The organism is Variovorax boronicumulans, assembly GCF_019352895.1.
In the GTDB taxonomy this organism is placed as follows: Bacteria; Pseudomonadota; Gammaproteobacteria; order Burkholderiales; family Burkholderiaceae_C; genus Variovorax; species Variovorax boronicumulans_A.
The window spans coordinates 1,164,981-1,180,424 of record NZ_JAAAFX010000009.1 but is presented as its reverse complement, the minus strand read 5'-3'; the positions used below and the strand labels follow the sequence as shown (position 1 = coordinate 1,180,424).

The 15,444-nt window shown below is 71.7% G+C and carries 4 protein-coding genes; 3 read left to right on the top strand and 1 reads right to left on the bottom strand.

From position 1 onward, the window contains the following. Positions 1-176: 176 nt before the first annotated feature. Positions 177-12,614, top strand: coding sequence for a filamentous hemagglutinin family protein (locus K0H49_RS24580; protein WP_257625112.1), 12,438 nt, complete (start codon positions 177-179; stop codon positions 12,612-12,614). Positions 12,615-12,637: 23 nt separating this feature from the next. After that, on the top strand, positions 12,638-13,285 hold the full coding sequence (locus K0H49_RS24575; RefSeq protein WP_219218201.1) for an RNA polymerase sigma factor: 648 nt from the start codon (positions 12,638-12,640) through the stop codon (positions 13,283-13,285). Between the two features lie 4 nt (positions 13,286-13,289). On the opposite strand, the gene K0H49_RS24570 is transcribed toward K0H49_RS24575, so the two are convergent. Next, a complete protein-coding gene (locus K0H49_RS24570; protein WP_219218200.1) occupies positions 13,290-14,204 on the bottom strand; it encodes a LysR family transcriptional regulator in 915 nt (304 codons plus the stop codon). Between the two features lie 185 nt (positions 14,205-14,389). On the opposite strand from K0H49_RS24570, the gene K0H49_RS24565 reads away from it, so the two are divergent. Next, positions 14,390-15,286: an alpha/beta hydrolase gene (locus tag K0H49_RS24565; RefSeq protein ID WP_219218197.1), complete on the top strand. Its 897-nt coding sequence runs from the start codon at positions 14,390-14,392 to the stop codon at positions 15,284-15,286. Positions 15,287-15,444 lie beyond the last annotated feature (158 nt).

Here is a 15,444-nt window from a genome sequence, read left to right as displayed (position 1 = left end):
CCGATCCGCGGCGGCTTCGAAAAAAGTTTGCGGTATCGGCCCGGGGCCACTCGTCAACCCTGCAGAGGGGGAAGTTTCCGCAGCGCTCGTGCCGTGGACACCCCCATGGATCCGGCGGGCCGCGACGAGACGGCCCGCCGCATGGCAGCGACACCATCACCGGGCGGAAACCTCACATGAACACACGCGGACGCGGCGACAAGAACCTTCCAGGCACAGCCATGCAGGGGCGCGGATTCCGGCGGGCGCCGATCGCACAGGCCATCGCCGTGGCCTTGGTCGCGAGCGGCGTCATGGCCGACGCGCAGGCCCAGCAGGCCCTGGGCGGCGCATGGTTCGCCGCCAAGGGCGCGATCCAGAACACGGCCGCGGCCACCGGCCGGCTGCCCAACGGCCTGCCGGTGTCCTCGCTCACCAACCCGCAGGCGCAGCAGCAGCAAGCGCAGGCACAGCTCGCGCGCTCGATCGACAACCTGAACCTCGCGGCGCGCGGCATCGCGGCGCAGCAGGCGGCGCAGGCCGCGGCCCGCGCGGCGGCGCTGGCGGCCGGTGGCGGCGTGCCCGACGGCCTGGCCGAGGGCGGCCTCAAGGTCGACACGAACAGCCTCACGGCCGGTTGGTTGAACGCCAATGGCCCGGCCCAGACGACGGCCGATGGCAAGACCAACGTCGCGATCCAGCAGACCGCCGACAAGGCGATCCTCAACTGGGAGAGCTTCAACGTCGGCAAGAACACCACGGTCGAGTTCAAGCAGCAGGCCGATTGGGCGGTGCTCAATCGCGTCAACGATCCGCAGGCGCGGCCTTCGCAGATCCAGGGCCGGATCAAGGGCGACGGCACGGTGCTGATCGCCAACCGCAACGGCATCGTGTTCAGTGGCAGCAGCCAGGTCGACACGCGCAATTTGGTGGCCGCGGCCGCGCACATCGGCGATGCGCAGTTCCAGGCCAACGGGCTTTACAGCAACGGCAGCGCGCCCAGCTTCACCGGCGCACAGGGCCAGGTCGAAGTGCAGGCCGGCGCACGCATCGCCACGCTGGCGCCCCGCACCTCGACCGAGGGCGGCGGCTATGTGCTGCTGCTGGGCCAGGAAGTGCACAACGCCGGCGAGATCGCCGCGCCCAAGGGCCAGGCGGCGCTGGCCGCGGGCGACAGCTTCCTGATCCGCAAGGGTGTGGGCACCGGCGGCAACCAGGCCTCGACCACGCGCGGTAACGAGGTCACGCCGCAGTTCGCCACCGACAGCCTGGCGGGCCAGGTGACGAACACCGGCCTGATCGTGGCGCGCGAAGGCGATGTGACGATGACGGGGCGCGAGCTGCGGCAGCAGGGCGTGCTGCTGTCGACGACCTCGGTCAACACCCGCGGCACGGTGCACCTGGCGGCGAGCGGTGCCACCGGGGCCGTGCATTTCGGCACCGGCAGCGTGACCGCCATCGCGCTCGACGACAGCGACGCCACCGCGCTGGACAGCCAGCGCACCGGCCTGATGGGCCCGGCGGTGCCGATCGACAACAGCAGCGGCCTCATGCCTGCGGGCAAGGACCGGCGCGACCTGTCGCGCGTGGAGGTCGCCAGCGGCGGCACGGTGGAGTTCCTGCAGGACTCGCTCACGCTGGCCACGGGCGGCCAGGTGGTTGTCGAGGCCGCGCAACGCAGCCTGGTGCGCGAGGGCGCGCGCATCGACGTGTCGGGCGCGGTGGGCGTGAAGCTCTCCATGGCCTCGAACAACGTCAAGATCAACGTGCAGGGCAACGAGCAGCGCGATGCGCCGGGCAACCGCGACAGCAACCAGCTCGCGAACAACGACCTGTGGATCGACCGGCGCTCGCTGGTCTTCGTGCCCGGCGGCACCAACGGCTACGCGGGCGAGCGCTGGTACACGGGCGGTGGCCTGCTGGAAGTCGGCGGCTACCTGGGCACGCAGGGCCACACGGTGGGCGAATGGATGGCCCAGGGCGGGGTGGTGAACTTCGGTGGCGGCGAGCTGGTCACGCAGCGCGGCTCGAGCATCAACCTGTCGGGCGGCACGCTGGACGTGCAGACCGGCAAGCTCCACCAGAGCTGGCTCAAGGGCGCCGACGGCCGGCTGTACGAGGTGAACAAGGCGCCGGGCGACCTGCTGTACACGGGCGTCTACCGGGGCTTCGAGGATGCGCACGCGCGCTGGGGCAAGAACGCCACCGAATACTTCTACAGCCCGCTGATCGGCGCGCAGCAGCGGCTGGAGAGCGGCTACACGGTGGGCCGCGATGCCGGCCTGCTGATCGTCGGCACCCCGGCCGCGGTGCTGGAGGGCGAGATCGTGGCCGAGGCCTTCCAGGGGCCGCGGCAGACGCAGGCGGCGCAGGCGGGACTCGACGGCTACCGCCAATCGAGCCTCGCGGCCGCGCAGCGCGGGCAGCTCATCGTCGGCAGCTACGAGAGCTATTTCGACAAGAACACGGGCGCGCTGCACCGCCGGCTCGACGCGGGCAGCGTGAAGCAGGTGAGGTTGAGCGACACGGTGCAGGCCATCGCGGCGGGGCTCGACCTGTCAAGCGTGCTGCCGGCCGAGCGGCGCGACACGGTGGTGCTCGACACCACCCTGCTCAGTGGGTTCGGCCTGGGTGCGGTGCGCATCGCGGCGAGCGAAAGCATCGCGGTGGACGGCGCACTGCAGGCCGGCCACGGCGGAAACATCACGCTGTACGCGCCGAGCGTATCGGTCGGTGCCGACCTGGTGGCGCACGGCGGCAGCATCCAGCTGGGCAACGTGCTGGAGCAGGTCGGTGCCAACAGCCTCAAGGACACGAGCACCCTGATTGCACCGGAGGGCCGCGTGGCCTCGGTGCGGCTCGCGGACGGCGCCAGGCTCGACACCAGCGGGCTGTGGACCAACCTGCTGAAGGACCCGGTCGACAGCGGCGGCGTGGCCTTCCGCAACGGCGGCAATGTGTCGGTGCGCAGCAGCGGCGACGTGGTGCTGGGGCAAGGCAGCGTGGTCGACGTGTCCTCGGGGGCCGCGCTGCTGGCCAAGGCCAAGACGCAGGGCGGCAAGGGCGGCAACGTGACGCTCGAGTCCGACGGCTTCAACACCGGCGCGGGCCAGGTGGTGCTCGAGGGCGCGGTGCTGCGTGGCCACGGGGTGGACGGCGGCGGCACGCTCACGCTGCAGACCCGTCGCATCGCCATCGGCGACACGCCGGACATGCTGACCGCCGACACGCTGGCGCTCGGCGCCGACTTCTTCGACAAGGGCTTCGGCCGCTATGCCCTGATCGGCAACCACGGCTTCGCGGTGGCCGATGGCGCGCAGGTCGAGGTCACGATGCCGGTGTTTCGCTTCGGCCCCGAGGCGCTGGACAGCGCCACCGGCCGCCGACCGGCCGATGCATTGACCCTGTGGACGCCACCGCTCTACCAGGAAGACTCCGTCAAGGGCGTGCTCACGCAGCGCAAGGGCGCGAGCCTGTCGCTGCAGGCGGGCACGATCAACACGCGCGCCGAGGACCTGCCGGTGGTGCAGGCCGTGGTGGGCCAGGGCGCGCTGATCGGTGTGGACCCCGGCCAGGCCATCGACCTGCGCGGCGTCGGCCAGCTCACGCTGGACGGTACGCTGCGTGCCTGGGGCGGCAGCGTGTCGCTGGCCGGCCTGACAGCCCGTGGCTTCGAGGCGGCCCAGGCGGCCGGTCACGGCCGTTCGATCTGGATCGGCGAGCAGGCGCTGATCGACGTGGCGGCCCGCGCGGTGAGCGCGGTGGACGACCATGGCCGTAGCTACGGCCAGGTGCGCGACGGCGGCAGGATCGTCGTCGGCGGCCAGATCGACCCGGTCACCGGCATCGCGACGGCCAGCGACCTGTTCGTGGTGGTGCGCGAGGGCGCACGGCTGGAGGCGTCGGGCGACCAGGCGGCGCTGGACATTCCGGGCCAGGGCCGGGTGCAGGTGGCGAGCCAGGGCGGCAGCATCAGCCTGGCCTCGAACAACGGCCTGTACCTGGACGGCCGCTTCACGGCCCGGGCCGGCGGCGCGGGCGCAGCGGGCGGAAGCCTGTCGGTGGCGCTGGAAAGCCCGTACTACGTCAAGGACGCGGTCAGCGACCGCGTGACCAAGATCCGCGAACTGATGCTCGGCCAGGTGCACCAAAGCAGCCCGCTGCCGGGCACGGCCGATGCGGCCGCGGACAGCCTCGCCTACGGCCATGGCGGGCTCGGCGTGGACCAGGTCCGTGCCGGCGGCTTCGACAGCCTCTCGGTGCTGAGCAACGGGCTGCTGAGCTTCGACGGCGACGTGACGCTGGACATGGGCCAGAGCCTGCGGTTCTACAGCGCCGCCATGGGCCTGGCTGACAACGCCGCCGCCGCGTCGCGGGTCCGGCTCTCCGCGCCGCACCTGCTGCTGGCGGGCATCCTCGCCGCACCGGAAGCCAACCGGGACTGGTACCTGCGCCCGGTGTTCGGCTTGCCGACCATGTCGCAGCGCGACACCGAGGCCGTGTTCGAGGCCAGCGCGAACCTCATCGACGTGCGCGGCAACGTGCTGTTCGGCGCGCTGGGCAAGCTGCCGCAGGCCGACGGCAGCGACGTGAGCGTCGAGCGCCGCGGCTTCGACGACGTGCAGATCAACAGCCAGGGCGACCTGCGCTTCCTCGCCGGCGCCACCCCGGACGCGATCGCGCTGGGCATCGGCACCCAGCTGCTGACCAAGGGCGACATGACGCTGTGGGCCGCCCAGCTGTACCCGGCGACCGACGTCGGCGCCCGGGTGGTGGCGGGCTTCCTCAGCGCCGTGTCCGACGACTTCACCGGCTTCCACTACGACCGCACGCGCACCCTGACCATCGCCCGCAGCGGCGAGGGCGATGCCGCCGTGCCGTATTCGGCCTTCGGCCGCCTGCAGCTGGGCGGCCCGACCATCCATCAGGGCGGTGTGGTGCGCGCGCCCCTGGGGCGGCTCGAGATCGGCTCGCTGGGCAGCAGCGACGTCGTGCTGCAGCCCGGCAGCCTGAGCTCGGTCAGCGGCAAGGGCCTGGTGCTGCCCTACGGCGGCACGGTCGACGGCCAGGTCTACAGCTACGACGGCAAACCTGTGAGCTTCCTCGGCCAGGGCGGCAACACCAACGGCGAGCTGGGTGTCGGCCTGATCCTGGGCAGCCGGTCGGTGGTGGTGCAGCCTGGCGCCACGGTGGACCTGTCCGGCGGCGGCGAGCTGCTCGGCGCCGGCTTCGTGTCGGGGCGCGGCGGTTCCACCGATGCGCGCTACCACCCGCTGGTGCAGACCGGCAACCAGGGCGGCTTCGTGCTGCCGGGACTGGGCACCAACCCGGTCTACGCGCTCGTGCCGGGCGTGCAGCCGGGCCAGGCGCCGGTGGCGCCCGAGGGCGGTGCGTCGGCTGCGCTGGTCGGGCGGCAGGTCACGATCGGCGCTGGCGTGCCGGGGCTGCCCGCGGGCACCTACACGCTGATGCCGTCGACCTATGCGTTGATGCCCGGGGCCTTCCGCGTGGAGATCAACGGCCTGGCCGGCCCGGGCACCGGGGCGGGCGCACAGGCGCTGCGCAATGGCTCCTGGTCCGCGACAGGGCGCCTGTCGGTCGCCCACACCGGCATCGCCGATACCGTCGCCAGCCAGCTGACCCTGACGCCGGCCGACACCCTGCGCCGCTACGCCCAGTACAACGAGACCGGCTATGCGTCCTTCGCCATGGCCGACGCGGCCCGGCTCGCCGTGCCCCGGCCCCTGCTGCCGGTGGATGCCAGGACCCTGAAGCTGGGCCTCAGGCAGGGTGCCGGGGCGGACGCCTTCTCCTTCGAGGGCATCGGCCGCTTCGAGGCCGCGACCGGCGGCTACGGCGGCACCGTGGCGCTGCTGAACATGGACTACGACGGCATCGAGGTGGTGGCGGCGGGCAAGCCGGCCACCAGCGGCTTCGGCGGCGTGACCGTGGCGGCGGAAAGCCTCAACGCGCTGGGCGCCTCGCGCTTGATGATCGGCGGCATGACCGTGGTCCTGTATGGGCAGACCGGCAACTACATCAACCTCGTGCAGGGCATCAACGCCAGCAACAGCTCGATGATCCTGCGGGACGGCGCGCACCTGGCGGCGCCGGAGGTGTTCATGGTGAGCAAGGGTGCATCCGGCGCGGTCATCGTGGAGCAGGGGGCGTCGATCAACACCATCGGTCGCGGCAAGGCCAGCTACGACGCGCGCGACGGCTTCGTCTACCAGGTGGGCAACATGCTGGCGGTGTCCAACGGCCTGCTCGACGTGATCAGCCCGACCTTCGCGCAGGACAGCGGCGGCATCCGCCTGGGCGTGTGCAGCAGCGCGCCCTGCAGCGGGGCGACCGCGCTCTACTCCGAAGGCAGCATCGTCGCCATGACCGACAAGACCTTGCAGATGGGCGAGGCGGTGCGCTACGGCACCCGCCACCTCAACGTGGGGCTGAGCAGCATCAACGTCGGCAGTCCCGAAGCCCTGGCCGCCGCCGCGGCCGCCAACCGCCTGCCCACCGGCCTGACCCTGACCCAGCCCGTGCTCGACCGCCTGCTGCGCGGCGACACGCAGTTCGGCGCGCCGGCCCTGGAGACGCTGCAGCTTTCGGCGCGCGACAGCTTCAACTTCTACGGCACGGCCGCGCTCGACACCTACGACGCGGTGACCGGCAAGTCGCTGCTCAGCAAGCTGCTGCTCTCGACCCCGGCGATCTATGGCGCCGGCGGCGCCGACGACGTGGCGACCATCCGCACCGCCAACCTGATCTGGCAGGGCGCCACCACCCCGCCGTCCGCGGTGGTGGCGGGCGGTGCCGGCACCGGCAGCGGACGTCTGGACATCCGCACCGAGCGCATCGACTTCGGCTATGGCGCCTTCGCCCAGCCCAGCACCACCCTCCGCTTCGGCCGGCTGGCGCTGGGCTTTGCCGACGTGGACCTCACTGCCAGTGAACGCATCACGACCAACCACAAGGGCAGCCTCGCGGTCTACCAGCGCCAGGGCGCGTACGACCCGCTCCAGGGCTTCGCCTACAGCGGCGGCAACCTGCACATCACGACGCCGCTGATGACCGGCGAGGCCGCCTCGGTGAACCGCATCACGGCCGGCGGCGCCCTCGACATCGCGGCCTCGGGCGGCCCGGTCGGCCAGGCCGAGGGCCTGGGCGCCGAACTGTTCCTGCAAGGCGACAGCATCCGCCTGGCCAGCGCCGTGGTGCTGCCCAGCGGCAAGCTCACGCTGGACGCGCGCGGCGACGTGGTGCTGACCGATGCGGCCTCGGTCGACGTGTCGGGTCGCGCCATCGCCTTCAACGACCTGAGCAAGTACAGCGCCGGTGGCGAGGTGCTGCTGGACAGCCGCGCGGGCAACGTGCTGCAGGCGGCGGGCTCGACCATCGACCTGTCGGCGCGGAACAACCAGGCCGGCCGACTGCGGGTGGTGGCGGTGGACGGCGCGGCCGGCAGCGTCGACCTGGCAGGTCGGATCCTCGGCGGCAGCAGCGGCGAGTACGACGCGGGCGGCACGCTGATGCCCTACCTGTCGGGCGCGGTGGAGGTCCAGGCCCAGCGCCTGGGCGCCAGCGGCAGCCTGGACGCGCAGTTCGCGGCCCTCAACCAGCGCCTCAACGAGGGCGGCGTGTTCGGCGCGCGCAGCTTCCAGCTCAAGCAGGGCGACCTCACCATCGGCAACGACCTCAAGGCCAGCAGCATCAGCGTCTCGGTGGACGACGGCAGCCTGCGGGTCGCGGGCCGGGTGGACGCCAGCGGCGAGCGCGTCGGCAGCATCACGCTGGCCGGCAAGAACGGCCTGAGCCTCGACAGCAGCGCGGTGCTCGACGCCCATGGCAGCCGCCTGCGCGTGGACAGCTACGGCAAGATCATCGATGCGCCCAACCGCGCCATCGTGAACCTGGCTTCCGGTACGGGTGCGCTGACGCTGGCCGACGGCGCGCGCATCGACCTGCGCCATGGCACCGACGTGGCCGTGGGCAGCGCGGCGGGCCAGAACGACGGCCGCAGCCGCGGCACGCTGGAGCTCGACGCGCCCCGCGTGTCCAAGGCCGACGGCAGCAGCGACGACATCGCCATCGACGCCCGCGGCCGGCTGGAGATCGAGGGCGCGCGCTCGATCGCGCTCAACGGCATGGCCCGCTACGACGACGCGCCCACCCGGACCGACGCCACCGCGAGCGGACGCCCGTACCAGGTGATCGACCAGTCCTACCTCGACCGGAAGCATGTGCTGAGCGAGCGCTTCATCGACGCCGCGCTGCAGAACGACGACCTGATGCGCCACCGGCTCGCGGGCCTGAACAACGCCCGCTATGCCGATGCCTTCCATCTGCGCCCGGGCGTGGAGATCGTCAGCAGGACGCCGGACGGCGACCTGGTGGTGCAGGGCGACCTCGACCTGTCGGGCTACCGCTACGCCAGCGTCAACCCCCACACGCCGAAGGACAAGGCGGTCTACGGCTCCGGCGAGGTGGGCCGGCTGACGCTGCGCGCGGGTGGCGACCTGAACATCTACGGCAGCATCAACGACGGCTTCGCGCCGCCGCCGCCGACCGACGACGACAAGGGCTGGATCCTGCGCGCCGGCGTCGATTGGACCGGCGGCAACGTGGTGGTGCCGGGCAGCGGCGTGACCCTGGCCGACGGCACCACCTTCCCGGCCGGCGTGATCCTCAATTTCGACCTGCCGATCAAGGCCTTGAACCTGATCGCCGGCACCCGGCTGCCGGTGCCGGCATCCCTCACCGCGGCGCTGGTGCTGCCGGCCGGCACGGTGCTGGCGGCCGCCGTGCGGGACGCCGCGGGCAAGGTGCTGTACCCCGCGGGCACGCTGCTGAGCCAGAACGTGACCCTGCCGGTCAACAGCACGCTGGACGCCGGCACCCTGCTGGTCAGCCTCGCGCGGGTCAAGGCCATGGTCTGGCCCAAGGGCGTTCCCCTGCCCGGGAACCTGGGCACCACCGCCACCGTGAGCCTCAACGGCAGCAAGGTCCTGCCGCGCGGCGCCATCCTGCCCGCGCGCACCAACGTCAAGCTGCCGGGCGGCGCGGCCTTCGTGCAGCTGCGGGTGGAGGAGGCCGGGCGCCAGGGCCAGAACTGGGCGGTCGCGCCCATGCTGGCCGACGGCGCCCAGTCCTGGTCGATCCGGCTGGTGGCCGGCGCCGACACCGAGGCGGCCGACAGCCGCCAGCTGCAGCCGCACCCGGTGTCCGGCAACCTGCGGCTGGCCGACAGCCATCTGGGGGCCCATGGCAAAGGCGCCTTCGTGTGGAGCGAACAGGGCTCCATGGACTTCTTCGGCGACGACAGCATGGCCGGACAGCCGATCGATTTCGTCCGCGATGCCTATGACGGCATGTGCAGCGACTATCCCGATTACTGTGTCATGAGCGGCGATGCCTACACCCTGGTGACGGGCGGTAGCACCCGCTTCAGCGTGGTCCGCACCGGCGCGGCCGACCTGGACCTGCTGGCCGCGGGCCACCTGAGCATGGAGTCGCTCTACGGCGTCTACACGGCCGGCACTTCCTCGGCCCGCACCGCGGCCGGCGACCCCTACAACCTGGGCCGGGCCCTGGGCCCCAATGGCCGGGTGCTGGGCGACGCGGGCGGCAACGAGAAACTGGTCAACGGCGGACCGGACAGCGTGTACCGCGCGTGGTATCCCGAGGGCGGCGGCAACCTGGTGCTGAAGGTGGGCGGCAACCTGAGCGGCAACATCGTCAGTCCTTCCTCGGCCAACGCCGGGCGCCCCGTGAACACCGACAGCGGCCACGACACCGCCAACGTCGGCAACTGGCTGTGGCGCCAGGGCAATGGCCTGAGCGGCGACCGGGCGCAGGCCACCGCCTGGTGGATCAACTTCGGTTCCTACGCGGCAAGCCTGACCGGTGGCGCCGACCAGATGGTCGGCTTCACCGGCTTCGGCACCCTGGGCGGGGGCAACCTGGATGTCGAGGTGCGCGGCGATGCGGGAATCATCGCTCCTCTGGCGGTGGGCTACGTGCCAGTCAACGTCAACGCGCGCAGCCCGGGGCTGGTGCTGGCGGTGGGCAGTACCGGAAGGGTCGCGGCCGACGGCAGCCTGCAGCTCACCGGTGGCGGCGACCTGAACCTGCGGGTCGGCGGCGCCGTGAACCCCGGCAGCCAGATCACCGGCGGCCATCTCAATGGCGCGCTGGTCGATGTGCGGGGACATGTGCAGCTGACCGGCGGCGCCCTCGGCAGCCTGACGCTGCGCTATGGCATCCGCGACGGGGAGAAGAATCCCAACGAAGTGCGGGCCTTCGATCCCATCGGCTACGGCACGGCCCGCGCGGCCGGCGGCCTGAGCCTGCTGCCGGGCGACGCCACCGTCAGCCTGGCCACCCGCGGGGACCTGGTGGTGCAGGACGTGGCGGACCCGGGGCGCGCGCCGCAGACGAACGCGTCACCTTATGGGAGCGCCGGTGCCCCCGGCTTCGGCCAGAGCTGGTTCAGCCTCTGGACCGAACGCACGGCGGTGGACCTGTTCGCCGCCGGCGGCAACCTCACGCCGCTGACCGAGTCCACGCCGACCGACATGGCGACGGTCTATCCCTCGACCTTGCGGGCGGTCGCGGCCAGCGGCAACCTGTACTACGGCCGCGCCGCGGCCCTCGACACGACGGTCGTGCCGGCGCACGGCGCGCTGGTGCTGGCGCCGTCGGCGCGCGGCCAACTGGAATTGCTGGCGGCGGAGTCGATCTATGGCGGGGAACTGTCCATCAGCCGTTCCGGCGCGGCGCCGTCGTCGCTGGCGACGGTCCTGCATCCGGCCTTCCAGGCCTTCACCTTGCTCGGCCCGATCGAGGGCGCCGGCAATCTGTCGAGCGACGGCAGCGTGGCCCGCATGGGGCTCTCGCCGCTGTTCGCCTTCGGACCCAACACCGCCAGCCTGTCGTGGGGCGATGCGCTGGAGCCGGCGCGCTTCTATGCGCTGGGCGGCGACCTGCTGGGCGTCAACAGCGGCCGCTCCATCACGCTCAACAACCCGTACGACCCGCGCGTCGGACAGACCTTCCATGAAGGCGCGGGCCCGGTATGGATGCTGGCCGGCCGCGACATCGTCAGCAGCGGCACGCAACTGGGCGGCACCATCGCTGGCGAGACCTCGACGGGTTCCTACAACCAGGCCGGCAACCTGTTCGTGCACCAGAGTCCCACCGACGTCTCCATCGTCAGTGCCGGCCGCGACATCATCTACAGCGCCTTCAATGTCGCGGGACCCGGCACGCTGGAACTGACGGCCGGCCGCGACATCCGCATGGACGACAAGGTCGGCGTCACCAGCCTCGGCGCCGTGGCTTCCGGCGACAAGCGCCCGGGCGCCAGCGTCGTGATGCAGGCGGGCGCGGGCCCGCTGGGCCCCGACTACCGGCGCTTCGTCGAGGGCTACCTCGACCCGGCCAGGCTGACCCAGCCAGGCGAGAGCCTGGCGATCGGCAAGACCGTCAAGACCTACGAGGACGAACTGGCTGCCTGGCTGGCCGCGCGCTTCGGCTTCGCCGGCGACGGCACGCAGGCGCGCGCCTACTACGCCGCGCTGCCCGCCGAGCAGCAACGGGTGTTCGCGCGCAGCGTGTACTTCGCCGAACTCCTGGCCGCCGGCCGCGAGTACACCCAGGCCGGCGGCGTGCGCGAGGGCAGTTATGTGCGCGGCCGGGCCGCCATCGCCGCGCTGTTCCCCGGGCAGGATGCGGCCGGCCAGCCGCTCGCGTACCAGGGCGACATCACGCTCTTCGGCGGTGCCGGCGTGCACACCGATTTCGGCGGCGACATCCAGCTGCTCACGCCGGGTGGCGCCCAGACCTTCGGCATCGAGGGCACGGCGCCACCGTCGACTGCGGGCGTGATCACCCAGGGCGCGGGCGACATCGCGATCTACTCGCTGGGCAGCATCCTGTTGGGCCAGAGCCGGATCATGACCACCTTCGGCGGCGGCATCCAGGCCTGGTCGGCCGCGGGCGACATCAACGCGGGCCGGGGCTCGAAGACCACGGTGGTCTACACGCCGCCCAAGCGGGTCTACGACCAGTGGGGCAACGTCTCGGTCTCGTCGGTGGTGCCGAGCACCGGCGCGGGCATTGCGACGCTGGCGCCGATCGCGGAAGTACCGGCGGGCGACATCGACCTGATCGCGCCGCTGGGCACCATCGATGCCGGCGAGGCGGGCATCCGCGTCTCGGGCAACGTGAACCTGGCGGCCCTCCAGGTGGTGAACGCGGCCAACATCGCGGTGAAGGGCGAGGCCACCGGCATTCCGACCGTGGCGGCGGTGAACGTGGGCGCGCTAAGCAACGCCAGCGCGGCGGCCGCTCAGGCGGCGGGCGCGGCGCAGGAGGTGATGCAGCGCGAGCGCGTGGCGGCGCGCCAGGCGCTGCCCTCGGTGTTCACGGTGCGGGTGCTGGGCTTCGGCAACGAGCCGGCACCGGGCGCCGAGCCGGCACCGGCCTCGCCCCGGGCCGCGCTGCCGCCGATGCGCGGCCTGCCTTACGACCCCGCGAGCCCGGTGCAGTTCGTCGGCGTGGGCCAGGATTTCGATGCCCGGCAACTGGCGCGGCTGAGCGTCGAGCAGCGGCGCCAGCTGCAGCAGGAACGCTGAGCCAGGGCAGGGGGTGAACTGTCATGGCATTGAGCATCCTGTACGACCTGGAGGCAGCCGCGGGCGATGAAGCGGCCAATGAGCCCATGGACGAAGCGCAGCGCCGCGTCGCGCTGCAGGCCTTCCTCGTGACCCATTACGAGCGACTGCGGCACCGGCTGGTGCGCCATCTGGGCTGCCCGTCGCTGGCCAGCGAGTGCCTGCACGATGCGTGGCTGCGGCTGGGCGAGATGGAGGTTCGTGCCGCCGTGCAGAACCCCGAGGCCTATGTCTACCGCGTGGCCTGCAATGTCGCGATGGACCGCATGCGCAGCCAGCGGCCGTGGCAATTCGTCGGCGATGCGGACGATGCGCTCGCAGACTTTGCCGACCAGACGCCGGGCCCGGCGCAGACGGCCGCGGCCCGCGCCGACCTGAGGGCCGTGGACCGGGCCCTGGCGCGCCTGCCGCGTCGCCATCGCGCGGTGCTGGTCGCGTTGCGCATCGACGAGCTGAGCCGGCACGAGGTCGCCAGCCGCCAGGGCATCTCGCTGCGCAGCGTCGACACCGCGCTGCGCCAGGCGCTGGACTATTGCGCGGTGCACAGCGGCCGCGAGGCATGGGCAGGCGTGAGTGGCCCGCGACGTGCGTTGCGCGCACGCGAACCCGCACTGCCGCCGTGCAAGCCGTGAAGGATCAGGGCCGCTGCATCTGCGGGTTCTTGGCGAACAGCTCGGCGGCCCAGTCGACGAAGGCCCGCACCTTGGCGCTCAGGTGGCGGTTGGGCGGGTAGACCACGTAGATCGGCAGCGCATCGCGGGTCCAGTCCGGCAGCACCTGCACCAGTTCACCGCGGTCCAGGTAGGGCTGCGCGATGACGGTGGACATCTGCGCCACGCCCAGGCCGGCCACCACGGCTGCGGTGTGGGCGATGTTCTCGTTCACGGCCAGGCTGTAGGGCGCGGCCGGTTCGAAGTGCTCGCCGTCCTTGTTGAATTCCATCGGGAACATGCGCCGCGTGTTGCCGAAGAAGTGGTTGACCACGCGGTGGTTGCGCTCCAGGTCGCGCGGATGCTGCGGTGCGCCATAACGCCGCACGTAGGCGGCCGAGGCCACGCTGATCAGCGGCAGCTGGCCGATACGCCGCGCCACCAGCGACTGGTCGGTGATCTCGCCGATGCGGATCACGCAGTCGACGTTGTCGGTCAGCAGGTCCACCACCCGGTCGCTCACGCCCATGTCGATCTGGATGTCGGGGTAGAGCGCGTAGAAGCTCTCGAGCGCGGGAATCAGCAGCAGCGTCGCGGTCGAGGAGCCCACGTCGATGCGCAGCCGGCCCGAAGGATTGGCCTGCGCGTTGGTCATGCTGGCGTCGAGGTCGTCGAGGTCGGTCAGCAGGCGCGAGGCGCGCTCGTAATAGGCGGCGCCGTCGGGCGTGACCGTGACACGGCGTGTGGTGCGGTTGAGCAGCTTGACGCGCACGCGCGCTTCCAGGGCCTGGATCTGCTTGGTGACCGTGCCCTTGGGCAGTGCCAGCGAATCGGCCGCGCGCGTAAAGCTCCCGGTTTCCACGACGCGCGAGAACACCCGCATGGCCTGGATCTGATCCATTGGACTTCCTCTTCTGTCTTTATAGGGGGCCGCAGCCCCCGCTGCGTGAGGGAATTCTCACACGCACACGAGCCCTCATTGTTGTTCTGATGGAAACGGTGAGGTGGCAAAGTGCCTGATTCAAGCAGGTCGTTGGCCCGTACATTTAATCCCATCGTTCTTCCACCTCCGCCTACAGGTTCACCATGTCCACCCGTTCATCGCCAAGCGCCACCGAACTGCCGGCCACTGCTGCACTGCAGGCGGTCGAAAGCGACATCACCATCGAGCTGCCCGGGCGCGAGCCGGTGGCGGCCCGCACCTACGGTGTGCGCAGCCAGCGCGGCGCGGCCGCCGAGACCGACCGTCCGCTGGTGCTGCACTTCCACGGCGGCAACTTCGTCTGCGGCGACCTCGACGATGGCCGCAGCGTGGCACGGATGCTGGTGAGCGCGGGCGCGACCGTGGTGTCGATGGCCTACCCGCTGGCGCCCCTGCACCCCTTCCCGGACGCGATCGAGGTGGGCTACGAGGCGCTGGAGTGGCTCTACAAGCAGCGCACCAAGCTGGCCGGCAAGGGCGCCCGCGTCTACCTGGCGGGCGAGGAGGCCGGTGGCAACCTGGCGGCCTCGCTGGCGCTGATCGCCCGCGACCGGGCCCATCCGCCGCTGGCGGGCCAGGTGCTGCTGTCGCCGATGCTCGACCCCTGCGCCGGCACCGCCTCGTTGCGCGAGGCCACGGGCGATGCCACCGGCTGCAAGTACACCGAGGGCTGGCAGAAGTACCTGCGCTGTCCGCGCGATGCCGAGCATCCGTACGCGGTGCCGGGCTCCTCGCGCCGCCTGGCCGACCTCGCGCCGACGCTGGTGCTGGTCGGCAAGAACGACCCGATGCGCGACGAGGCCGTGGCCTATGCGAAGCGGCTCGAAGGCGCCGGCATCCCGGTGCGGAGCGAGGTGCTGAGTTGCGCGGAGGGCTGGCCCGACGCGTTGACCGACCCCGCGACGGGCTCCGAATGCCCGGGCGCCGGTGCGGTGACGCAGCAGTTCCGCGACTTCTTCGAGGCGACGCGCGCACCCGTCGCGCCGCAACCGCCGCACTAGGCGCTGGCCGGTGCTTGCTGACGCAAGCCGCCGGCACTGAACCCCACTGACCGATTTCGGCAGCCGGAGACCCCGGCCGCCAGCCCTTTTGTCGCCCGACGTACCGCGCCGGGTGGCGCTTCGCATCTCCAGAAACATCCCAAGAGGACGGAAAACAT

Bases quoted from the DNA above. Each gene is read 5' to 3' on its own strand.
- K0H49_RS24580 (WP_257625112.1), top strand. From the start codon at position 177: ATGAACACACGCGGACGCGGCGACAAGAACCTTCCAGGCACAGCCATG.
- K0H49_RS24575 (WP_219218201.1), top strand. From the start codon at position 12,638: ATGGCATTGAGCATCCTGTACGACCTGGAGGCAGCCGCGGGCGATGAA.
- K0H49_RS24570 (WP_219218200.1), bottom strand. From the start codon at position 14,204: ATGGATCAGATCCAGGCCATGCGGGTGTTCTCGCGCGTCGTGGAAACC.
- K0H49_RS24565 (WP_219218197.1), top strand. From the start codon at position 14,390: ATGTCCACCCGTTCATCGCCAAGCGCCACCGAACTGCCGGCCACTGCT.